The sequence below is a fragment of the Lederbergia galactosidilytica genome (assembly GCF_017873565.1).
GTDB lineage: Bacteria > Bacillota > Bacilli > Bacillales > Bacillaceae_C > Lederbergia > Lederbergia galactosidilytica.
This window is the reverse complement of the sequence record NZ_JAGGKH010000014.1, coordinates 96,041-120,804: the sequence shown is the minus strand read 5'-3', so window position 1 is coordinate 120,804 and position 24,764 is coordinate 96,041. Positions and strand designations below refer to the sequence as shown.

At 36.9% G+C, this 24,764-nt stretch carries 18 protein-coding genes, 1 pseudogene and 1 riboswitch; of the genes and pseudogenes, 1 reads left to right on the top strand and 18 read right to left on the bottom strand.

Features of this window, described 5'->3' with window-relative positions; genetic code table 11:
• Positions 1–57: 57 nt before the first annotated feature.
• The 8 genes from J2Z23_RS15190 to J2Z23_RS15155 all read right to left on the bottom strand — a co-directional run bounded on the left by J2Z23_RS15190 (position 58) and on the right by J2Z23_RS15155 (position 12,905).
• The gene (locus J2Z23_RS15190) at positions 58–945 is read right to left on the bottom strand and encodes a carbohydrate ABC transporter permease (protein WP_057989474.1); all 888 of its coding nucleotides are present in this window, start codon (positions 943–945) and stop codon (positions 58–60) included.
• An 18-nt stretch (positions 946–963) separates the two neighbouring features.
• A complete protein-coding gene (locus J2Z23_RS15185) occupies positions 964–1,824 on the bottom strand; it encodes an ABC transporter permease (protein ID WP_082881399.1) in 861 nt (286 codons plus the stop codon).
• 1,038 nt (positions 1,825–2,862) lie between these two features.
• Positions 2,863–4,554 carry an ABC transporter substrate-binding protein gene (locus J2Z23_RS15180; protein WP_057989469.1) on the bottom strand — a complete coding sequence of 564 codons (1,692 nt, stop codon included), beginning with the start codon at positions 4,552–4,554 and terminating at the stop codon, positions 2,863–2,865.
• 369 nt (positions 4,555–4,923) lie between these two features.
• Positions 4,924–5,931: a DUF4340 domain-containing protein gene (locus J2Z23_RS15175; RefSeq protein ID WP_209974425.1), complete on the bottom strand. Its 1,008-nt coding sequence runs from the start codon at positions 5,929–5,931 to the stop codon at positions 4,924–4,926.
• An 18-nt stretch (positions 5,932–5,949) separates the two neighbouring features.
• Positions 5,950–6,615, bottom strand: a complete 666-nt coding sequence (locus tag J2Z23_RS15170; protein ID WP_209974423.1) for a YesL family protein — start codon at positions 6,613–6,615, stop codon at positions 5,950–5,952.
• A 15-nt stretch (positions 6,616–6,630) separates the two neighbouring features.
• Entirely contained in the window at positions 6,631–8,151 is a 1,521-nt protein-coding gene (locus J2Z23_RS15165; protein ID WP_057989463.1) for a response regulator transcription factor, read from the bottom strand.
• A complete protein-coding gene (locus J2Z23_RS15160) occupies positions 8,129–9,949 on the bottom strand; it encodes a histidine kinase (RefSeq protein ID WP_338018435.1) in 1,821 nt (606 codons plus the stop codon). Before J2Z23_RS15160 ends, J2Z23_RS15165 begins: the two co-directional genes overlap by 23 nt.
• Positions 9,950–10,004: 55 nt before the next feature.
• A complete protein-coding gene (locus J2Z23_RS15155; protein WP_209974421.1) occupies positions 10,005–12,905 on the bottom strand; it encodes a glycoside hydrolase family 3 C-terminal domain-containing protein in 2,901 nt (966 codons plus the stop codon).
• A 499-nt stretch (positions 12,906–13,404) separates the two neighbouring features.
• Between J2Z23_RS15155 and J2Z23_RS15150 the strand changes: the two genes are divergently transcribed.
• A complete protein-coding gene (locus tag J2Z23_RS15150) occupies positions 13,405–15,432 on the top strand; it encodes a beta-galactosidase (RefSeq protein ID WP_209974419.1) in 2,028 nt (675 codons plus the stop codon).
• 344 nt (positions 15,433–15,776) lie between these two features.
• Here J2Z23_RS15150 and map read toward each other — a convergent pair whose 3' ends face one another.
• The 10 genes and pseudogenes from map to J2Z23_RS15100 all read right to left on the bottom strand — a co-directional run bounded on the left by map (position 15,777) and on the right by J2Z23_RS15100 (position 24,757).
• Positions 15,777–16,523 carry a type I methionyl aminopeptidase gene (gene map, locus J2Z23_RS15145; RefSeq protein WP_209974417.1) on the bottom strand — a complete coding sequence of 249 codons (747 nt, stop codon included), beginning with the start codon at positions 16,521–16,523 and terminating at the stop codon, positions 15,777–15,779.
• 265 nt (positions 16,524–16,788) lie between these two features.
• A complete protein-coding gene (locus J2Z23_RS15140) occupies positions 16,789–17,682 on the bottom strand; it encodes a DMT family transporter (RefSeq protein WP_064468444.1) in 894 nt (297 codons plus the stop codon).
• Positions 17,683–17,829: 147 nt separating this feature from the next.
• Positions 17,830–18,645 (bottom strand): energy-coupling factor transporter transmembrane component T family protein, encoded by an 816-nt coding sequence (locus tag J2Z23_RS15135; protein ID WP_064468445.1) that lies wholly within the window; start codon positions 18,643–18,645, stop codon positions 17,830–17,832.
• Positions 18,620–20,140, bottom strand: coding sequence for an ABC transporter ATP-binding protein (locus J2Z23_RS15130; protein WP_057989447.1), 1,521 nt, complete (start codon positions 20,138–20,140; stop codon positions 18,620–18,622). The genes J2Z23_RS15135 and J2Z23_RS15130 overlap by 26 nt, the downstream gene beginning before the upstream one ends.
• A gap of 207 nt (positions 20,141–20,347) precedes the next feature.
• Positions 20,348–20,917, bottom strand: a complete 570-nt coding sequence (locus J2Z23_RS15125; protein WP_057989445.1) for an ECF transporter S component — start codon at positions 20,915–20,917, stop codon at positions 20,348–20,350.
• Between the two features lie 210 nt (positions 20,918–21,127).
• A riboswitch (TPP riboswitch) is annotated at positions 21,128–21,239 on the bottom strand.
• Positions 21,240–21,568: 329 nt separating this feature from the next.
• Complete coding sequence (locus J2Z23_RS15120) at positions 21,569–21,883, bottom strand: hypothetical protein (RefSeq protein WP_064468446.1); 315 nt, start codon at positions 21,881–21,883, stop codon at positions 21,569–21,571.
• A 236-nt stretch (positions 21,884–22,119) separates the two neighbouring features.
• A complete protein-coding gene (locus J2Z23_RS15115; RefSeq protein WP_209974415.1) occupies positions 22,120–22,740 on the bottom strand; it encodes a hypothetical protein in 621 nt (206 codons plus the stop codon).
• A 214-nt stretch (positions 22,741–22,954) separates the two neighbouring features.
• On the bottom strand, positions 22,955–23,314 hold the full coding sequence (locus J2Z23_RS15110) for a VOC family protein (protein WP_064468447.1): 360 nt from the start codon (positions 23,312–23,314) through the stop codon (positions 22,955–22,957).
• A gap of 580 nt (positions 23,315–23,894) precedes the next feature.
• Positions 23,895–24,116 (bottom strand): annotated as a pseudogene (locus J2Z23_RS15105) (zinc-binding dehydrogenase); the annotation flags it as partial.
• A 125-nt stretch (positions 24,117–24,241) separates the two neighbouring features.
• Complete coding sequence (locus J2Z23_RS15100) at positions 24,242–24,757, bottom strand: methylated-DNA--[protein]-cysteine S-methyltransferase (protein ID WP_209974412.1); 516 nt, start codon at positions 24,755–24,757, stop codon at positions 24,242–24,244.
• Positions 24,758–24,764 lie beyond the last annotated feature (7 nt).

Here is a 24,764-nt window from a genome sequence, read left to right as displayed (position 1 = left end):
ATTACGTTGCTACCGGACGCTTGCCCTTTTGTTATTTATATCAAAAAAATTGATACCTTATTTAACAGCTCCTAATGTTAATCCTGTAACAAAGTATTTTTGCAGGAAAGGATAGACCATTAAGATTGGAACTGTGGCAATAATGGTAATTGCCATTTTTAAAGATTGTGGATTCGTCTGTTTGGCAATAAATTCGGCATTTTGCGAATTAATACCAGCCCCTCCTGATGTGCTCGCATTATCTAATATTTTCATTAATTCGTATTGTAGAGTTGTGAGATTTTCATTAGACCTTGCATACAAATAGGTATCAAACCAACTGTTCCATTGACCAACAGCTAAGAATAGTGAAATGGTCGCAATTACAGGCATGGACAAGGGTAAGATGATCCGAGCAAAGATTGTAAAATCATTTGCTCCATCCATTTTAGCTGATTCTTCCAATGCCTTCGGTAAATTATCCATAAAGGAACGAATGATGATTACATTAAAAGCACTAATTAACATCGGCAAAATGTATACCGCAAATTCATTGATTAAGCCCAGATTTCGAATCAACATATAATCGGGAATCAATCCTCCACTAACAAACATTGTTAATACGAGGAGAATCGCGATTGGTTTATTGAAAACAAAGTCTTTTCTACTTAATGTATAAGCCAACATCGTACTAGCGATAATGCCGGTTGCTGTCCCTACAACTGTTCTTGTAACAGACATAATGAAAGCTTTTAAAAGCCTGTCATTACTTCCAAAAATCTCCGTGTAATTCGCAAATGTAAATTGCCTTGGCCAAATATGAATACCACCTTTAGCTGTATCAACGGCATTATTCAGTGAAATGGCCAATATATTGAGGAAGGGGTATAGCGTAATAATAATGACGATGATCATGCCGATGGAAAGGATAAGGTCAAATAGTGTAATCTTCTTGAAACGTTGCATTTTGGTTTCCTCCTTGTCTTAATAGATTCCGCCATCCCCTGTTTTCTTGGCAAGATTATTAAAGATAACGATTAATATCACGCTAATGACAGATTTGAAAATTCCAATTGCTGTACCGAAAGAATATCGGAACATACCAATCCCATAATTTAATGCATACAAATCAATCACTAATGCTTTTTCCGCAACAATATTATTTCCTAATAACATTTGTTTTTCAAAGCCAATATTAATTAAGTTTCCAATGTTTAGAATTAATAACACGATAATGACTGGTCGTATACTTGGTAATGTAATATGCCACATTTGTTTCCAGCGACTTGCCCCATCTACTTTTGCTGCCTCATATAATTGCGGGTCTACCCCCGTCATTGCCGCTAAATAGATGATTGCATTCCAACCAGTTTCTTTCCACACATCAGCCGCTGTCACAATCCCCCAAAACATATTAGGATTCGACATAAAGCCAATCGGTTTATCAATTAGATTCGTAGCCATTAATAAATTATTCACAATTCCTTCTGGAGCTAACATCGTTGTGACAATATTCGCTACAATCACCCATGAAACAAAATGGGGTAAATAGGAAATCGTTTGCGTTAATTTCTTAAATCTAACTAATCTTACTTCATTAATTAATAAAGCAAAACCGATAGATGTAATCGTTCCGAAAACAAGACCTAAAATCCCCATCCCCAATGTGTTTGTTAAAGATTGATAAAATAAATCCTCTTTGAAAAGAACTTTAAAATGCTTTAACCCTACCCACTCTTGGTCTAAAAACCCTTTTGCAGGAGAATAATCTTGAAAAGCCATCGTCCATCCACCGAGAGGTATGTACTTGAAAACGATTAACCAAATGACAAATGGAAAAGACATTAAAATCAAAGCCTTTTGCCCTTTGATCTTCTTCCAAGTATTATTTAATGGCTTATTTGTTTTTCCTTTCAATTCTATAGCTGTTTTTGCCACACCTTTCCCCCCTTATCTACTAAGAAATGCACAAGCGCCTTGGTCAGCCCCGACAAGCAAATGTTCTGAAATAAGAAATATTCAGTAGAACATCGGTAAATGCATGCCGTCCTGGCGCAACGCCGCTGCCCCCACACCCTGTGAGCTTCTCAGGGCTAAGCGCTAGAGCTAGCCAAATTTCTACCATATCTTTATCTATCATGTTATCTGAAATCGCTTTCCGTTTATACCCATTAAAAAAGTGTAAATTTCCTGTAAAAATTAGAGGTTTTATGTCGAAATTCAACCAATAAAAAATGCAAATAGCTATTTTAAGAGAAAAAACACTCGATTGTCGGTTCCCAGTCGATTAAATGCTACCCAATTATTATCAAAATTTATATTTTGTAACAGACCTTTTTCAACCTATCTAGTAAAGATACTTTTCTCATATAGGTGAGGCTACCTCGCCTCAGTATAACTTCTACATTCACTATTTAATTGAGTGAATCGTCAATTCTTCATTTAAGACGTCCTTATTGATCGCATGATTATTAGTTAGATAAACTCTACCATTATTATGGAAATATAAAGGGGGATCAATTCTGCCCAATTCTCAATATTTATAGGATCAGACCATGGTTCCAGGAGATTTTAACAGGAACAAAAAATTGAATTCGTAGTATTATCGGTTGTAATCACATAGAAAATACCTTTGTAATAACATAAATTCCCTGCGATCCACTCCCTACATTTTCTCTAGTTAAAGGTAGCTAGCTTTCATTTGCGAATACGTGACCTATTTGCTGCCATTTCACCAAGTCTTTCTATGAAAAATAGGCATGCCCGGAAAGTATGCAAAGGTACTTGTAATTAGAAAGTATATATAGACTCATCTAACTAATTTACTGAGTAGCAAGAAGGAACCCCAAAAGAGAAGGCTCCTTTATTATTAAAAAATTACAGTTATTTAGTTCCCCATAATTCCATCTTATCTTGAGTCATTTTTGTCATTTCCTTATTAGCCTTTTCAATATCCATTTCAATTAGCTTGGCTTGAATTTCATCCCAAGCCTTGTCAAAATCAGCAGGTTTTCCAAGTATCGCCTGGGTAATTTTTTGTTCTGTATAATCATCCGCTTTTTGTTGAATGATTTGTAAATCACTATTACTAGGAATTGTATAATTAAAAGCTTGTCCATGGTTTGAAATTCCTAATTCTTCTGTAGAAGGGAACCAGTCAATCCAACTCTCCATTTCATATTCTTTGAGAACTTCTTTTTCCGCATCTGTATAGGTAGCAATGATATCTTCTTGTGTGTCGGGTGAGATTGGATTATCCGTTGAATCAACTGCCCCATTTCCCCATTGTGGGAATGGATAGACATATTGACCTACACCTGTTTTTTCTGGATATTCAGAATCGGTATTTCGTTGTTGTTTATCGTCATCCTGTAACACTCTTTTTCCATCGACGACATCATAGTTTTCGCCTTCAATTCCCCAGTTTACAAGGATTTGTGCTTCTTCAGAAGCCATCCAGTCTAGGAATTCAAACGCCTCTTCTTGATATTCTGAGGTGGAACTAATCGAGATACCCCATCCACCAGAATATCCATAATCTTTTAAGGCTTGAGATTTATATTTCTCATTCACAGTAACAGGTAGTGGAGCGTACGTTCTCCAAAACTTACCGTCCGCTTTAAGAGCTTTGTCTGCAGCTCCATAATTCCAATCCTGGTCTGCAATTCCCAATACCCGACCGGAAGATAGTTTTGCAATATAAGTATCTTCAGTGTGTGTAAATGATTCCGGATCAAGTAAGCCAATATCATTCATGTGATTTAGCCATTTAAAATATTCTTTAATCTCAGGTACGGTAAACTTATAATTTGCTTCCCCAGTCTCATCGTTAATTGCCCATTGACCATCACCAGGAATACCTAGAGCGGCTCCGGCTGGATCTCCAACTGTAATTAACCAACGCCAATCACTACCTAACAAAGAAAGTCCAATTGTTTTTTGGCCATCAATCTCTGGATATTTTGCAATATAATCCTTTAAAGCTTCCTCAAAGTCATAGATCGTTCTAATTTCAGGATAATCTAGTTCCCGAAGAACATCTAACTGTATGGACGTTGTTCCACTTGTTGTCCAATGCGCTTCTTCTACACCATAAGTCCCAACTGTATAAATACTTGGATCATCAAGCGAATTCCGCAAGCGATCGAGCTGATCACCATACATTTTCTTTAGATTATTGCCTTTTTCCTCAATTAAATCATCAAGCTTAATGACCCCACCAGCTTCAATTAATTTCCCAATATCTCCTTTAGCAAAAATCATATCAGGGTACTCTCCACTAGCAATCATCAGTGGAATTGCCTGATCATCTCCACCAACAGGATGTTGGATATCAAGTTTGATCCCTGTCCTTTTCGTAATTTCCTGGGCCACTGGGTCATCAAAGGGTACATCCGTCGTCAAATCCGCATTAAAGATAGTTAAGGTAATTGGCTCATCAGTAGGCTTCGAGCTTTTTTTAGAATTTCCCGAGCCATCCACCTTTTTATCTGAAGCATCGCTACAGCCGGAGAGAGTAAAACCAATTAATAAAATTAGCATGAGTGACCATAAAGACCATTTACGTCTAAACATCTTTCTTCCCCCTTATTTCTCAAATTTAGAGCAACTGAATTGATTCTTGTTTAACAGATTCCAAAAATCCAAAGGTTATTAGTAATAAGAATCCGCTATCAATACCTTCGTATTTCTGCCATATTTCTTTCCTCCTTTAGAAACAATAGTAATTGAAATCGCTTTCAATTTATACCTACTAAACTAGAGGATAATTCCCGTAATTATTAGAGGTTTTACGGAGCCATTTCAATTAAATATATATACCTGTTTGTTGACTATTGTCATTTGCATTTTTAGCAGAAATAATCATCTAATTTTTTACGGAATAAAAAAAGAAGAAGTTTCCCAAAGTTGATGAATCACTTTTGAAAACTCTCCTTTTTCTTATTAAGCTTGAAGGATCTTTTTAAGCATTTGTTCAAAAACATCTTTCTTTAGTAAAAAATCTGCTTTTCCATTCAAAAATACAGCAAAGTTTTGCTTATCATAAGAAACTAATTCCACTTTTATCTCTTGTTTCTCCTTCTGTTCCTGATTAAAAATCGTATAAACCATTGTCGCTTCAGGACTATGATAAGTCGCATCTTCTACAGTGTCATCCACAGATAATCCTGCAATATCTTTATATAAATTTCTAAACGTATCTTCCTCTACTGCTTGATCATCGATAAAAAAGAGAGGGGATTCTTGATCTTCCTGCTCAATTGGATGGTCAATTTCAATTAAAATTTCTTGGTCTCCATAATTGATTTGCAATTGTTCCAATACATCAATCGCAATGATTTTAACAAACTTCTCGACTAGCTCAAACGCTTGTAATTGGTATGGCTCTAAAACATCTTCCGCTATCGTCCCAATTTGCTCACCATCAGTTAATTTTGCATAACGCTTCCCTTCTCCAGCCTGATCACCTATAAGAAGAGTTTCTTCCCCCTCCTCCGTTTGAAAGGTTAACTTCATATCTGGTTGTTCTAATCCATATTTATCAAGGTTTTCTTTTTCACCGATGATTTCATTCCATTTTAATTCTGCTATTCCATACAACATATCAACAAGTGGATTGTACTTCACACTATAAACATTTTGATATGGTTGATGTATATACCATCCACTTAAATTTGTCCGAACTTCTTCCTCTGAATAGGGAGAGTCTGGCATCAGTTCAATCGTCTTTTCTCCATTTTCCAATGTCAGATGTCGTACCTGATCCGCTTTAATCGAAAGAACTGGCTGGACTTGCTGCTTCTCCTGCGTTTGCTCTGTTAGTTCTTCTGTCTCCTGAGAAATCTGTTCCATTGATTGATCTTGTTTTTTCGTTGCAATCACCAATAAGGAACTAATCACCAGGATAATGATGATGAATAGACTGATTGTTTTTATATTAATTCTTCGCAAAGTCTTTCCTCCATTTGCCTACCCTTTAGACATTTTCATCTCTAAATCTTTTAATGGTTGTTGTAAATTTAACATGACGAAATAGCCAATTAAGCTAATCGAAAATAAAAAGCTAATGCTTGGGAAATTCCAGTAAATAATGACAAAAGCGCCGATACTAGTAATGTTTAAAAGTGTTGCTTTAAAGTATTTAAAGTTGGAATAGATGGAAACGATAAAGAGGTTTTTTAACTTCACTTCAAATCTAGAAATAATTGGAAAAGCATAAATCATAATAAACACACAGACGATCATTAGAATAAAAAATACAGGTGAAAAAATATTACTATGATTCGTAGAGTAACCGATATCAATCGCCAAGATTAGTAATATCGTTAACTGAATGAACCAGTATTTCATCGTTGGCCAAAAGTTAAGTGTATATGCTTTAAAAAAGTCCCTTGTAACCTGAATATCTTTTTCCCTTACTAATTTCCCCATTGTCGAAAGAACAGCTGTTATCGCTGGGCCCATCGGGATTAAGGTAATATAAAACAATAAAATATTTTCAAACACAAAATCAGCCAAGTAAAATACGATAAAAAATAGTAGATTACATAAAATAAAATAAAGATTCGTCATAAAAAAGTTATACAGATATTTCATCATTATATATGCTGGTCTTTCTGTCACAGGTTTAGCCATACTTATCCCTCTTCACTAGCTGTTGATTTCTTTTCGTTGTTTCATCTGGTATTCTTTCGGACTCATCCCTTCATACTGTTTAAAGTTTTTGTAAAAATAATCAGCATTGGAATATCCGACTAATTTAGAAATCTCATTGACTTTATATTTATCAAGCACCAATAATTCCTTTGCTTTGTAAATTCTTACTTGATGCAAATAAACATTAAAATACTCTCCAGTTTCTTTTTTAAACAGTTTTCCTAAATAAGCACTATTATAATGAAATAAATCTGCCACATATTTTAAACTAATATCTTCACTATAATAAAAATGAACATACTCTTTTACTTTATCGACAATATTTCCTTTTGTCGGAGCACTGCCATGAATAGAATCACTGATTAATAAAAGTTCCTCAACGATCAATTGAATAATTGCTTGTAGATTGGTTTGGATATTAATTTTATTGGCCCAAATATCTTTATCGATCGTATCTAAATCCGGGTAATTTTTTTGAATGAAGTCAATGAAAGAGACACACCACTCAAAGATTTCCGCCTTGATCCTTTCCTTTGAAAAGCGGGTGTACCGATAATATTGTTCTAATTCAGAGACAATCTTTTTAATATTCTGGTGATCACCAAACTCTATATAATGATACAATTTCCTTCTACTCTGTTCTTCATCTGGTTTCTTAACCCCTTTCGTCTCTGCTGTTATATGCTGATAATGAAAAATTTCTTTCTCACTAAAACAAAAATGGACATCCATTAATTCCTTTATTTGTTTATAGGCATCAGGTAATTCCTCTATATGGTTGATTGGATCTGCCACCATTAGGATAATCTTCTGTCCATTGTTCTCTAAAAAACTTCTATTTATTTTTGCTAAAAATTGCTTTATAAAAGCGGGACCTTTTTGAATAAATAGCAAGTGGTTAAAATCATCTTTTCGAATTAATTTTATCTGCTCAGTATGTTCTGCCACTCTTTCTATTAACCATTGATCATTATGTTGGTGCACATTACCACAAATCCGCACAAGTTGTAGTTCCTTATCTTCCAGTTTAGTAAGCAATGATTCAGATAGATGATCTTGCATCCCTTCCAACAAGGCTCTCAATGTCCGTTCTTCATTCAGTTGGTTATAGAAAGCAAGTTGCTCCTGGAATTTCTGTTCCTCGAGTCGCTCTTGTTCAATTTTATTAAGTACTTGAATTAGCTCTGTTTCCACCACAGGTTTTAATAAATAATGCTCAATTCCTAGCCCCATTAATCTTTTAGCATAGGAAAAGCTAGAATACGCGGTTAAAATGATAAATTTAGTAGTGAAATTCTCCTTCTTTAGCTGACTAACTATATCGATTCCAGACAATCCTGGCATTCGAATATCAAGCATCACTAAATCTGGCCGATGTAACCGGATTTTATTTAAACCATCCCGGCCATTGATCCCGACGTCGCAAATTTCATAACCAAATTCTTCCCAAGGGATGACATGCTTTAACCCTTCCTGGATAATTGGTTCATCGTCAATGATTAGTAATTTCCGCATCTGAATCTGGTCCTTTCTCTAAAGGTAAGAACAATGTTACAACTGTTCCAATCCCATACTCACTCTTTATTTCCACTCCATAGTCGTCGCCATAGTATAATTTAATCCTTTTATTAACATTATTCATGCCGATCCCACTACTTTTTTGGCTTGTATCCTCTGATGTATTTAAGGCTTCGTTTAATAGAGATAAAGACGCAGGAGTGATTCCTACCCCATTATCTTTCACTGCAATCATAAGATATTTAGGCGTTTTAAACACTTCAACCTCAATTATGCTGTTTTCCATTTCTCGATCAATCCCATGAATAATCGCATTTTCAACGATTGGTTGGAGAAGTAGCGGGAAAATATAATAGTCCTGAATATCACATTTGACCTTAACACTAAAATTCACTTTATCACCAAAACGCATTTTTTGAATTTCTAAATAAGTTTTGATTAAGTTAATTTCAGAATCTAATAAGATTGGTTGCTCGGAAACTTCCAAACTTGAACGCATCATTTGACTTAGCAACATTACACTTCTTGCTACCTCTTGATCTTTATTAATCAACGCCTTCATGCGGATCATTTCTAATGTGTTATAGAGAAAGTGAGGATTGATTTGACTTGCTAACATTTTAAATTCGGACTCTTTTTGTCTTCTTTTCCATTGTTCTTCATTGATTTTATGAATATATACTACATTGATTAATTCTTTAATACTATCTGCTGTCACAACTAGATCTTCATACGCTTGTCCAATTTCATCCCCGCCTAATTTTCTTTCCTCAATATCGAAATTTCCTTTGGCGATATTATTCATCGCACTTCGCAACTGGTAAATTCGTTTATCGAATGATTTAATAAAGAGGCCGATCAGCGTAATCGAAACTAGTAAGCAAATCATCACAATCAAAAAGCCATTATATAAAACTTTCTTTGAATCTTTAATCACGTCTTCTACTGGAATTAAAGCCGTAATTTGGATTTGGTTTTCTAATGTTTTGCTCGGTTTAAAAGAACGTAAATAGATTTTATAGTTTTCTTGTTTAAAGTCAGTATCATAAATAATCGATTTTTGATCTTGAATATCCGCCTTTTTTATAAAAAATGGATATTCTCCTAAATAATTTGGATCCTTACTATGAACGATTTTTTCACTATCTAATGAGACAAATACATCAAATAGCTCACTCTTCGATATGGATGTCAGGTTATCAGGAGAAATGGCAATCGCTAAAACCCCTAATAATTCACGATTATTGCCATAAACGGATCTGGTTAGTGTAAGATAAGAGGTCTTCGTCCATTTATCTGGTATATACTCCCAAGAAATACGGCCCTGTCTCTCTACTGCCCCTTGATACCACTCTTGATTTCTAGTCTCCTGATCTGCATAGACAAATTGTGAATTTGTAATCATTTCCTTGGTCATATAGAAGCGAATATTTTCAATTTCATTGTAATAGCGTAAATAATTATCAAAAATCGGATAGGCTGCATAGGCATTATAGATTTCAAGATTGCTTTCGTATTCCTGCTCCAGCACTTTCTTTAAATCATTACTAATGTAAAGCTGATCTGAAATACTAATGGCTCGATCTAAAATAGTGTTTAATCGCATTTCTAGCTTATCGACATTCGCATCCACTTCATTAATCGTATTATTTAGGACAACATCTCTCATACTATAATTAAGATAAAATCCAATCAGTAGGATAGGAATGACTGTTACAGCTAAGTAGATTCCTAATAATTTTATTTTCACCTTACGATTTGTAAAACTCCGAGTTAATTGACTCAGATAGTTCACTGCCTTCACCCTATCCCTACTATTGAATTAGCTAAACATCACTCGTATGAACGTTTCAAACGATCATATCCAAAACACCTAAGCCATATTTCTTTCTTAATGATGTACGCTTCCATTTTTCTCGATCAGGCCCATCAATCTCTTTTAATTGTAGTGTGTTAATCGCAACAGGGCCTTCCATTAAAATGAATAGATCATGCAAGTCTTGATTAGCTGTAAATGGAAGTTGGACATCCACCCACTCCCCTGGATATTGGACTGTAAACTCCTTCTCTATGATGGAAGAGTGATTAAGTTGATCGATTTTTAATTTTACTTTTCCTGGTATTCCATCGGTAGTAACACGCAATTCTACACAAAGTTTCTCAGCAAACATCTCTACATTTTCAAAAGCGATCCAGCCATTCGCTCGATTTGTCACACAATTAAGACCGTTTTCACCTTTATCAAGGTAAACGCCATCATAATCATTATAATTTTCAGCCTTCGTAACTTCTCGTAAGGAACGCTGATGGAGATCTTGTCCCTGAATTTGAAGGCTCTCTGTTAATTTTATATCTTCACTAGATGGGCCGACGGAAAGAAGACAACTTGCCGTTTCTAATGTATATCGATCTTCATTCACATTCCAAATCATTAATTGATCTGCTGTCACGCTTAGCGATACCTTTCTCTTTTCATAGGGCTGCAATTTTATTTTAATAAAATCTACCAACTGCTTACGTGGCCTTGGAACAGCTGACCCTTTCACGGTTGCATACAGTTGCACAACTTCATACGCAAGTTCATTAGTTAGATTCTCTACCTCCACGTTAATTGAAACTGTTTCGTCCTTTGTAAGGGTTGTTTTATCAAGCTGTAAGCGGTCGTATTGGCAAATTGCATAACTTAATCCATAACCAAAGGGATATAAAACCTCTTCATCAAAATACTGATAAGTCCTTTTTGACCTTATTATATCATAATCGAAAATTGTCGGTAATTGTCGAACACTTTTATACCAAGTCATACTTAGTTTCCCAGAGGGAACTATATCTCCAAACAAAATGGAGGCGATACTTTCCCCTAACATCTGGGAACCATGTGAAGAATAAAGGATCGCTGGAATATGTTGTTCCGCCCAATTTATAGCCATAGGATAGCTACTAATCAGGACTAAAACGACATTTTTATTTACCTTGTATACTTCTTCTAATAATTTTTGTTGTCGCTTTGGCAAAATAATATCTGGGCGATCCTCTGTTTCCCTGCCGTTCAACATCGGATTATTTCCTAAACAAACAATCGCCACATCACTTTCCTTTGCAGCTTGTACCGCTTCTTCGATACCTGATGATAATATTTGCTTTTGAAAAGTTCCAGGCTGACTTGCTGTCGTTAATCTTTGCCCGTCATCGATATTTAACGGCTCTCCCTGCCATGTAGATAAATGATAGGTTTCTTGCTTTTCGTTAACTGTATGAAAGCCCATTTTTTCTCGGATAAACCAATTAAAAACCTCTTGGCTACTGGCCTTAAACCTCGCATCCTGTTCGTTTTGGCAAATATAACGTTGATTAGCCTGATTTTTCAACAGATTGCCATTCCATCCCCATTCTTCTAACTCAAAAATTTCCTTTTCTCCAATAGCATCTGCTGCAAAGACTAGTTCATCGTCTTCCCCTAAAGTCATATAGCCATTTGTATCCAATGATTTGAGCACAATTTTATCATTGCCTTTAACAAATTGAATCTGTTGATTGGCAGATTGATGTTTAATTCCCATTAAAGGGGTGATTTGATAGGGAGAATAGCCTGTATACCAATCTCGATAGACAATATCTGCTGTTGGACCGATGACAGCAATCTTTTTCAATTTTTCCTTCTTCAAAGGGAGCTTGTTCTGCTCATTCTTTAAAAGCACAATCGATTCGTTTGTCGACTCCAGTGCAAGCTCAGCATGTTCTCTTGAACATAATTTATTTTTGTCTACTTCACTATAAGGATTTTTACTTGTATCTTCATCAAAATGGCCTAAACGAAATCGAACTTTTAACATATTACCAATTGCTTTAGTTAGCTCTTCTTCGGTGATCAATTGTTGTTTAAGAGCCTCTCGTGCTGCTTCTTCGACTCTTTCTTTCTCATCAACAAAACAATCAATCCCCTTTTTTAAAGCATCTGCCAAAGCTTCTGCATATGAAGAATAATAGCCATATTCCTCCACATTTAAGGTAAGGGCCCCGCCATCACAAACAACAAACCCATCCATTTTCCATTGGTCTTTCACAATTTCCTTTATTTCGCGAATTTGCATGGCTGGAATCCCATTGACTCCGTTATAAGCCGTCATCATTGATAGAGCCTTTCCCTCTTTAAAAGCAGGTTCAAAAGCCTTTAAATAATATTCATAGCGATTACGCGGATCAATGCTATTTGAAATTCGCTCTCTGCCGTACTCATTATTATTTCCATAAAAATGTTTAGGTGCTGCAACTAGTTTAATATAAAAAGGATCCTCACCTTGCATCCCCTTTATTAGCTCAGTTGCTAGTTGACCTGTTAAATAAGGATCTTCTCCATATGCTTCCTCCGTACGTCCCCACCTCGGATCACGTTCCATATCAATCGTTGGTGCCCATAAGGTTAATCCCGTTTTTTGTTGATTTTGCTCATAAAAGATCCGTGCCTCATCGCCAATCACACTTCCGACCTTTTTCATTAACTCGCGATTCCATGTACAAGATAAGCCGATCGGTTGTGGGAAGACGGTCGTTTTTCCACCCTTCCTGTCTACAACTCCATGGGCAGCTTCTCCTCCAACCTGATATTCTTTAATACCTAAACGAGGAATGGCACTTTGGGATGTCGATAACAAGCTAATTTTTTCATCTTGTGTTAATAATCCTAGTAAAGGAGTAACTCTAACTTCCAATAACTCGTGGATATTTTTAAACAAAATATTTTTCTCTTTCATCGTTTTCCCCCTATAAAACTTAACGTTTATGCCTATGACACCAATGCTAGAAACGCTTTCATACATTATTACTATTAATGTTAGCACACGGATTCAGCAATAAATACACAATAAATTAGTTTAAAAATCATTCAAAATTAGTGATTTTAGCTTAAAAATATCTAAAATCTACTACTTTTAGAGTTATAAATGTAAAATTCAGTCCAAACGTTTCGATTTTCTCATTGACTGATTCAAATGAAGGCGCTAAGATGGTGGATAAAGTGAAACTACTATCTGCTAGGAATCCAGGTAATGGAGGCGTTACCACGGAAGATACTCCCCTACTGATAGTAAAAAAAGTTGTGGTAACACTAAGTGACCAATATCCTGTTGGTCCTAAATTAATGGGATTTTTCGGGGGTTATTGCTCACCTATTACTCTGAATTTCCTAGAGTTTTAAGGTGGAAGAATCTGATTATCCGTTAATTCAGGATAAAAGTGAAAGGGTGGAAAAAAATGATTAGTCAAAAATTACCAAAGATTTGGTATGGGGGAGATTATAACCCTGAACAATGGCATGAAGAGGTCTGGAATGAAGACGTTCGCATGTTTAAAATAGCTGGGATTGATGTCGCGACTCTTAATGTTTTTGCCTGGGCCCGAAATCAACCAGATGAAAATACATACGACTTTTCCGGGTTGGATGCAACGATTGATCGCCTATATAAAAATGGAATTTACACCTGTTTAGGTACAAGCACTGCTGCTCATCCAGCCTGGATGGCTAAAAAATACCCTGATGTTTTACGGGTAGATTACAATGGGAGAAAGCGCAAGTTTGGAGGAAGGCACAATTCATGCCCGAATAGCCCAACATTTCGCAAGTATTCAGAAAGAATGGCGGAAAAACTAGCAGAACGATATAAAGATCACCCAGCAGTTTTAGTTTGGCATGTTAATAATGAATATGGTGGTTACTGTTATTGTGAAAATTGTGCAGACTCTTTCCGAAATTGGCTCAAAGAAACCTACCAGTCTATTGAAGCTGTGAATAAATCGTGGAATACGGCGTTTTGGGGACATACCTTTTATGATTGGGATGAAATTGTACCACCGAACGTATTGAGTGAAGAATGGGACGGAAACCGTACTAATTTTCAAGGAATCTCTCTTGACTATCGCCGTTTTCAATCTGATCGTTTATTAGAGTGTTTTAAACTTGAAAGGGATGCCATTCGCAAACATACTCCAGATATCCCGATTACAACAAATTTAATGGGACTTTATCCAGAATTAGATTATTTCAAATGGGGTAAAGAAATGGACGTTGTTTCATGGGACAATTACCCTTCGATTGATACACCAATCAGCATGACTGCGATGACCCATGATCTAATGAGGGCACTAAAAAGCGGAAAACCTTTCATGCTAATGGAACAAACACCAAGCCAGCAAAATTGGCAAGCCTATAATTCTCTTAAACGCCCAGGTGTGATGAGATTATGGAGCTACCAAGCCGTTTCGCGCGGTGCTGATACTGTGTTGTTTTTCCAATTACGTCGTTCCATTGGGGCAACGGAAAAATTTCATGGAGCTGTTATTGAACATGTTGGTCATGAGCATACCCGTGTTTTCCGCGAAACAGCCACTTTAGGCAGAGAATTAGCAGAGCTCTCAGATCATATCATTGATGCACAAGTAAATGCGAAAGTAGCAATTGTCTTTGATTGGGAAAACCGTTGGGGGATTGATTTAACTAGCGGACCATCCGTTGCGTTGGACTATGTCAAGGAAGTCCATAAATATTATGATGCTCTGTATCAACAAAACATTCAAGTCGATATGATCGGTATTGATGAGGATTTATCCAATTATGACCTTGTTATTGCCCCAGTTCTCTACATGGTCAAAGGGGATTATCACAAAAAGCTCGAAAAGTTTGTCGCAGATGGCGGAACTTTTGTAACAACCTTCTTTAGTGGGATTGTCGATGAACATGACCTTGTAACAACGGGTGGTTACCCAGGAAAATTGCGAAATCTATTGGGCATCTGGTCCGAGGAAATCGATGCACTCCATCCAGATGTGTATAATCAAATCGTGATCAAAGATAAAACCACACATTTAGAAGGAGAATATCAATGTAATATTCTTTTCGATCTCATCCATTCTGAAGGGGCAGAAGTAGTCGCAGAATATGGGGATGATTTCTACAAAGGTATGCCAGCTGTCACGAGAAATACATTTGGCTCTGGAGAAGCCTGGTATATAGCCTCAAGTCCAGATAGTGCTTTCTTACAAGACTTAATGGCAGATCTTTGCGCCGCGAAAGAAATTAAACCACTTCTAACATCCGAACCTGGTGTGGAAGTATCGCAAAGGGTTAAAGAGGGACAAGAGTATCTATTCGTGATGAATCATAATAATAAAACGAGCCAATTTGAGTTAGGAAACGAGCAAAAACGCGACCTCCTTACTGGCGAAACCGTCAATGGCACTATATCAATTGCCGCTCATGACGTCATGATTTTAACAGATCAATAAAAAAGCTATCAGCAGCCTGCTTGCGAAAACGGCTGCTTTTTTGCTTGAGTGACGCCCCCAAGCTAGTTAACGTCGCCGCTTTTACCTTTACGTTTGTCTCTTGATCACCTCATTAAGGTTACGGCGGACGCCATTACCCTTGCGTTTTTCTTTAAAAAACTCTATTAACGCTACAGCTCCGGCCTTTATCTTTATGCCAATTCTAAAATACTCTTTAACGATCTGGCCGAGCCCTTCCTCTTTTCCTAAAAAGCTCCATTAACAATAGCCAGTGCAATCGAACTAAAAAAACAAAGAAATGGCCACATAGTGCTTGATCTAGCTACTATGTGGCCATACTTTATTTATTGTTCTGTCAGAATCAAAGGACCATCTTTTGTAATCGCTAATGTATGTTCATATTGGGCAGATCGTTTGCCGTCCATTGTTCTCGCAGTCCAACCATTATTATCCATTTTGGATTGCCATACACCTTCATTCACCATTGGTTCAATCGTGATTACCATGCCTTCTTTGAGGCGCAATCCTTTTCCTGCTGGACCGTAATGGAGAATTTGTGGTGCTTCATGTAAAGTCGGCCCGATTCCGTGGCCTGTAAATTCTCGGACTACCGATAATCCTTGTGGTTCTACGTAAGACTGGATTGCATGACCAATGTCCCCGATGCGATTGCCAATAACTGCCTGTTCAATTCCCTTATATAAGGCATTTTTAGTCACTTCTAATAGTGTCTTCGTTTTTTCGGAAATTTCTCCAACTGCATAGCTCCATGCAGAGTCGGCGAGAGCACCATTAAGATTTACGACCATATCGATGGTGACAAGATCGCCTTCTTTTAGAGGCGTTTTCCGTGGGAAACCGTGACAAATTTCGTCATTAACTGACGCGCAAGTGGCGTATTTATAACCCTTATATCCTTTTTGTTCAGGAGTGGCTCCATGTTCCGCTAAGAATTCCTCTACAAACTGATCTATTTCTGTTGTGGTAATTCCTGGTTTAATCAAGTTCGCGATTTCTTTATGACAAGCAGCCAATAGTTTACCTGCTTCATGCATTAATTGTATTTCTCTTTCTGTTTTTAATGTAATCATTGTCTATTCCACCTCTTTTTCCTAAAACCTCTCTATCCATTTTAATATTGATTGTCATTGATTACAAATGTATATGTCTTTGTAACATTAAAAGCAAGATCGATGAATGAACAAAAGTTGGTCTGTCTTTTCATTGAATGATTTTTAAACTCACTCGCTAAAATATTCTGCCTGTTTTCCCTCGCAATAACCTGGCCTTTTAAAATCCGATAAGGATCAGGGATTCGTAAATGAAGGTTGGGTCCCTTCCGCTTGTAGTTTCATTTTATTTACTAGAGACTGTCCGATTAAAAAATTTCCTTCTTTTCGTTGTTGACCAAATTACACCGCCTACAATGAAAATCGAACCAATTATTTCCGCACCTGTAATCGGTTTGGATAATAGTATCAGTCCCATAACCATCGCAATAAATGGTTCCAAATTGGAAAGAATGGATGCTTTCGAAGCATCGACATAACGAATTTGGCTATTCCAAATTAAAGTGGCGATCCCATGCACAGCAATCGCCGTTACAATTAAGAAAAGCCAACTTGAAAAGCTTGTCCCAACATGGATTGGTTGGTCCAACGAAAAAGCAAATGGAATCGAAATAACAAAGCCTACAATATTCGAATAGAGCGTCACTGTAAGGGAATCAAGTGTTTTTGACAATATTCTTGTAATAATAATCATGATGGCAAATGTCACCATCGTTACTACAATCCATAACAATCCTTTATCAATTGATAAAGCCGCTTTCCCACCTTTAGTTACCACAAAATAAATGCCAGTAATAGCTAAGAGCGAACCGACGACCATCCGCAATGTGAATCGCTCTTTTAAAAAAATCGCCGCTAAAAATCCCGTTAAAACAGGCGCCGTCGCTAAAATCAAAGCTGATGTAGTTGGATCAGCTGTTTCCAATCCTTTAAAGAAAGACCATTGGTTGATAAACACACCCATAATCCCAAGAAAGAGAATCATCCATAATTGTTTCTTCTGGATTTTTTTAAACGACTTCTTTACAGTTGCATATAAAACTAAAAATAGCACAATAAAAAATAAGCGTAACATCGTTAACATAGTTGGGGAGAAGTCTTGAACTAATAGCTTCCCAAATACAAAATTACTCCCCCAGACGGCTACACACAAAATTAACCATCCATATATTTTAATCAAAGCTCACACCTTCTTCTGCAAAATCGTACTACCGTACTATATACGACCGGACGTATTTTGGCAAAAGTATAGGCTCTATTACAGATAAACAACTGAGATCATCAATCGAATCCCTCTTTCCCATATTAAAAAGCCCAGCTTTGCAGACTACAATTGCAAAGCTGGGACCAGCATATGTGTTAAAGTTTTATAAGGAATGATTCCTTTTAAAAAATGGGCTGACAAAAACGAAACAACCACAGCCGAAAGGAATACAACATCGATTTTTGTATAAATAGTAGGATAATAATATGTTCTTCTCACACCCATTTGGAATCTTTTCGCTTCCATCGCAACGGCGACTCTTTGTGCTCGCCGAATACTTTGGGCAAATAATGGCACCATATACAGACGCAAATGCTCAAACAACCCTTTTATCCCCTTGGAAAAATGAACACCTCGCACCTTTAACGCATTTGAACGGGTTCTTAATTCTTCTACAATCATTGGTAATAGCCGAATAGAAGCAATGAAACTATAAGCATATTTTGGCGCAAGTTTGCATTGCTGCATTAAGGCATAAAATAACATAATTGGCCTTGTTGTTAATAAAAAAGTTAAACTGATAATCCCAAAACAAAGCGTTTTACAACCAAGTAATAAGCCATAATAAAAGCTTTCTTCTGAAATTTTAATAAGTCCCCAAGACCACCAGACGTGAACACCTTTTCCAAATAAAATCATTGTCAGGGCAGATGAAATAAAAGAAAGAACCATTGGAATGGAAAATAGGCATAATTTTTTCCATCTATAGCCACTATATCCGTATAACAGAATGCCATATAAGAACGTTAAGTGAAAAACAAAGGCAAGGTTTCGCTGAAAGAGCACGATAAGCAATAAGCAAAAGAATAGAACAAATTTTAAAGCGGGATTCACACGATACAACCATGTTTCCTTAGCTGGAGTAAACAGTTCCTGCATAAACTTGCTCCTTTCTCCTAAACTCCGGGGGATTTCGCTTGGAAACATCCACTAATATGCCCTGGTCAATCTTCCACACTTCTGTCATAAAATGTTCGACAATCTGTTCATCATGTGTCACCATCATAATTGTCGTTCCGCCCCTACGTAACTCTTCCAATTGCTCCAGGATCATAAAAGTATTTCTCGCATCTTGTCCAAATGTTGGTTCATCTAGCAATAAAATCTTTCCCCCTGACATAAAAGCTGTCGCGACACTTAATCGTCGTTTTTGTCCTAGTGATAATTGGAAGGGATGACGATTTTCATTCAAGGGGAGTTGAAAACGCTCGATCCATTTTTTAACTTTGATTTGTAACATCTCTTCGTCAAGTCCTTTTAATCGCCCAGAAAAGGAGAGTTCATCTACGACTGAATTCGTAATAAATTGTAGCTCTGGGTTTTGAAAAACAAGGGAAAGACCTTTTGGCAGTGGGTTCTTTCGTTTTTTCCATTGGATCGTATTTTCTTCGAGCACATATTGCCCTGTTGTTCGTAATAATTGCATTAATGCTAAGAGAAATGTGCTCTTTCCGGCACCATTTTCTCCAATAATCCCAATCCAACTGCCAGGAACCACCTCTGCGTGAGATATCTGAATTTTTGCCTTTTCCCCTCTGTAGCCATTGAATTTCTCCAACAGTAATACTGGGTGAGTTGACAGGCATTCGTCTCCTCTTGCTTTCTTTAAATTTAAATAGGCTGGAGACACCAAATAATCCTCCCAAACTTTTGGATACCAAATCCCATACTGAATCAATTGCTGTTTATAAAAACGAAACACATCTGCTGGGCGACCATCTGCCAGAATTTCTCCGTTGTCCTTAAATAGCACGACACGGTCGACCCAATCGGCAATCTGGTCAATTTTATGCTCCACAATTAGCACTGTTTTTTCTGCTGCGACTTCTTTTACAGATGTCCAAATTTGCTCTACTCCATCAGGATCTAATAAAGCAGAGGGCTCATCAAGAAAAAGCACTTCTGGTTGTAGTAATAACACTGATGCCAGTGCCAAACGCTGTTTCATACCTTGTGATAAATCGTGAATCTGCGTATGAATGGGAATTCCTTGCAAGCCAACCATCTCCAGTGCCTTTTCAATTCGACGATCCATTTCACTCCTAGGGACCTGTATGTTTTCTAAAACAAAAGCAAGTTCTTCATCCACATATGGCATACAGAATTGAGTGTCGGGATCTTGGAACACAAATCCCCATGATTCAGGTAATTGGATTGCATCGTATTTTAAGGGGACTTCAATAGACTTAGGGATAATTCCACTTAAAACTTGCAGTAAGGTTGATTTCCCACAGCCACTAGGCCCAAGTAATAAAACTTTCTCCCCTGGCACAACTGAAAAAGACAGATCCTTAAAAATTAAGGTAGGCTCGTTTGGAAATTTTAAACGGAGATTCGTAACACTAAGAGACTTTCTTGCTTGCTGATGTTCCATATGTCACCCCTTTTTCTATTCTCTCAATCATCATATTCTTTACTCAAGGACAAGATTCACTACTGTTCGCTGACTCAAAGTCCGCTGAACGGCGCGAACTCGGAGACAAATAGCGCTGACCTCGTTAAAGATTTAAACTGAATGTTCAATGGCACATCGTCCCCAAGTTTCATAATCATGTTCCTTTTTTAATAACTTCTTCAAAATTTATTCATCTAAGGCTGTATATTCTTCCTTTGCAACAGGACGAATCAGATTCGTTACCCCTGTGGCTTCTAACGCTCGAACAATAAAATAAGCAAATACTCCTGTAAAAAGGAACGCACTAATAACACGTAAGCCATACTTTACAATCAGAGCCCATGCTTCCAAATTGGCATACCCATAAAACATATCTAAAAGAAAGCTGGCCACACAAGACGCCACACCGGCTAAGCCAGCAACAATGATGCCAAATCGCTTGTAGCGGAAGGCAGCAAATAGTAATTCAGCTCCTAATCCTTGCATAAATCCATAAATCAGAACCTCAATTCCATGCCCAATAAAAGCCGATAGCCCTGCCGCGGCAATACTCGAAAGCAAAGCGGCACCTGGTTTACGAATAAGTAACATCGCAAAGACTCCAACCATAAACCACATTCCGTAAATTAATTGACGTGCCACAGGCAACATCGGTTTGATCACTGTATATAAATCATCCCAAAACTTCATCGTGATTCCAAAAACTACCCCAAGCATGATGGTAATCAATAAATCTGTAAATTTTAGTTTTTTCATCTTTTCCAACCCCTTCTTTGTTTACAGGCTTTTTCTTTAGAGGAAACGCGATTATATATTTTTCTAAAATTGGCTACTCAGCCTTCCCATGTGCACTGTGAGATCTAGAAATATATATGTCGCCCTAATTTTCTCTAAATTTTCATGGAGATAATAACCTTTAAAATACAAAAAAGCCGTCTCAAAATGCACAGACGACGAGAAGGGCCCTATGATGAATACATCACTCTCTACGCTGGCATTACCCAGATCAGATTAACGGTCAGTAGCGGATAATAGCTACTATCTCAGCCTGATTCCTCAAGCACCCGGACGGACTTTTATGTAATTAGCCTTACTATACAATAGACTGTAAGATTAATCAAATGTTTCTTAAAATTTAGTAATATAAACAAATAATACATAGTATATAAGAGATGGAAACTCCCGCGAGTTTTATACTTTACGAGTTCCTGAGTGGGATTTTTTCCAAAACTAGGCTAGGCGGCCACAATCTCATTCTGTTTGAACAGCGTGCAAGTCCAGAGGCATCTCATTGCATCGCCCTGTTCCGTTCTACATCTTAAAACAGATGATGTCACTGTAGCAGCGAACATTGATGGTTTACAGTCTTCATTTCTGACATTATTGACCGAGGAAGTTAACCATTTACTAGCAGCTTTCTCTACGTTTACTATAAATTTCATAAGCAAAATATCCAAATAATAACCCTATTCCCGCTCCCCAACTAATTGTAGACAGTAAGGAAATGGGAAAAAACATGCTAAGAGGTAGAGCAACAGCACAACCAATTATCATTCCAAATGGGATTAAACTATCGAGTAAATTTTGGGCGCTTTTTGTTTTTTTCTTACCAAGGGTGCCTTTCTTATATTTATATTTCATTCTCATAACTACAAATACGGCCATTCCACCCACTATTACAACAGGTAATAAAATACGCGCAATATCTAAAGTTAAGCTCATATAAGAACCCTCCCTTTTTCACTATTTATTTAATTTTAGCATAATTCATTCCATTACATGGTCTTTATATGCAAAAATAGAGGCAATGGCCTATTAGATAGCCGTGCCTTTTGTTGAATAAAACAGAGGAGTTCTCCCCTTTTTATTAATAATTTTATAGTCTGTACCTTTGTGTCTCTGGCCACATATGTAGCTATTTATGTCTCAAAATGTTATGTCTTTCATCTCTCAGTGGTTCAACCAAAAATCAAACTAAATATACGTTCGTACGCATCATAAATTTTATTTGCCTCTTCATGTTGTTTGAACTCATCTCGATATTGTCCGACAAACAAATCTAATTCACAAAGATTTATAAAAATATTTACCAATACTTTTGGAATGTCTCTCCACGAATAAATCTCGTCGATAATTTCAGATAACTCATGATAAATTCTTTCAAATTGTTGTTCGTCCATTCCTTTGCCATTTTGAAGTTTTTGAAAAAAGTTTCCGTTTTCGTTGATTTTCTCAATCAACCTAGCAATCACTCTTGCTTTTTCGGGTTCTATTTCCCCCACTTCTTTCGTACATCTTTGAATTAGCTTTTTGGTATTTTCGGCTGCCTTCTTAATACGGATTGATTCTTCAACACCATATATTAACGAAAAGTTGTACAGTTCGTCATATAGTTCAATTAAAGTTTGGAGGACTTCTCCTGGTATACTTGTCCGATCTTCCCATTCATCCGCACAAATGGTGAGTGTCTTAACTAACTTTTCATACTCCTTTTCATGGAAACCATTTCCCATTCGCAGCTCCACGAGTAAATTTATTTCTGACCGTTCAAAGGCATCTATTAGCTCCTTGTCTTTCAAAATCTCATTCCCCTCTGAAAAAGTCTTGTACTAACATACAGAAATTTATGGACAAACCAACTTTGCGTATTTTGCAAATCCCGTCCCTCCCGAGATATAAATGATGAAGGAGGGATTTTGTCGTACTCAATTGAATGATCGCTCTACTGTCTTTAAAAGTTTGATCAATACTACCTATGATTCAGTTACACAATCGCGCCCAATTATTACATAATCAATCTTGCTTACTTTGGATGAGACCAAAGCCAATTCCTGTTGGGTCAACTAAAGAGGCAAGATAAAATTCATCGAACTCCATCTTCTCACGGACCACCATTGCACCATTCACTATTGCTTTGGAGATGGTTTCCTCTATGGAATCTACTGCAATTTGAATACGTGTCCCATGAGGATAATCATTAGCTCCTTTACTTATCCCGCCATTCATTCCTGTTCTCACAGGATCCTTTTCCGTAGAAACGGCCCAATAATCAAATTCTGGTTCAGAAATCTCCCATCCAAATACTTCGGAATAAAACTTTGCTGCTTTTTCTGGTTCCTGACTACTTAATTCAAATCCAACTACTCTACCTATTTTAAATCTCCCCTAGTCAAATATAAGATCATTCATTAAGAGAATTCTCTATTTCTTCATCCAACACCTTTCTTTTTTTGTTATTAAATAAACAAGCCCGCTGATTGAACAATCATCATTGTCAAACATGTCCTATTATTGAATAACTAATATCACGCTCATCTTAACTATATACTCATGTTGAAAAAGGTAAATGAAAGTGGATTTTCTAGTTCTACTAAATTATTTCAAGAAGCGTTATTCAGCATATTTATTTGCTTCGTTTCATAACTGAATCAATTTCATAATAGAGATTTTAGCATTCAAATCCGAACAACGTTGATTTCCGCTTCTGGTGGACGCTTTCCGGGGGACAGCTCATATGCTCCTGCGGGATCTCACCTGTCACACTAATACACTAATCTCCAAGGAGTCGCCACCTTCCGCTCCAATCATCAACAAAGTTAAGGAAATGCATGGACTAACAATTCAATCTCCTTTAACAATAATGTTCGTGTATTGATATTAATAAGCAATGATGAAATGGACTCACCTATCTAATTTTTAATATTACCTTCCCTTTCGCTCTTCCTGATTCCACTTATTCCATCGCTTCTTGAGCAGCTATAAAAGGAAAAACTCTATCCATTATCGGTTTGATTTTACCAGTCTCAATAAAGTTTGCGATTATACGTAATTGTTTCCCGCTTAAACAAAAATGTATATTGAGCATTACACTTTTTTCAACCTTAGTGATTTTATGACTTGCTGCTAAAAAGAGCAGTGTTTAAAAAAAGCCCGAACCATACTCTTGACCGAAACGGAAACAATTTTCCTCCGCTTTTGATGATACCCCGTGAATCGTAATAAATTGATTATCGATTCACGGGGTATTGCTTTTACTTGTCCATTTTATATGAGGACTTTGATGTTTAAGAAATCATTGATTTAAATTTTAGCTTTATGTCTTTCTAGGCCCAATAGTTTTTCCTTCATTGAAAGGCCTCCACGAAAACCGCCCATTTCTCCATTTTTTCGTACGACACGGTGACATGGTACAACGAAGAGAAGGGGATTCGCACCAATTGCGCTTCCAACTGCTCGAACCGCTCTTGGATTACCAACACTTTCCGCAATCTCTGAATAAGTGTGAATTTCCCCGAATGGAATATTACGTAACTCTGTCCAGACCGCTTTTTGAAAATCTGTACCCACTAATTCAACTGGAAGAGTAAATTCTTCTCGTTCCCCATTTAAATATTCTTGCAATTGAGTGGTATAAATAGATAGTTTTTCCTCATCCTCAACCAATTGAACTCCTGGATAATGGCGTTCCAACCAACTCTTTAATTCTCGTATTCCTTCATTTTGTGGGCTTACATAACAAAGTGCTTGTTCGGTTGCCGCTAGGAAAACAGCCCCATCCTCTGTTCTGATTTGACTGTAATAGATCGTTTCTGTCATCTTTCTC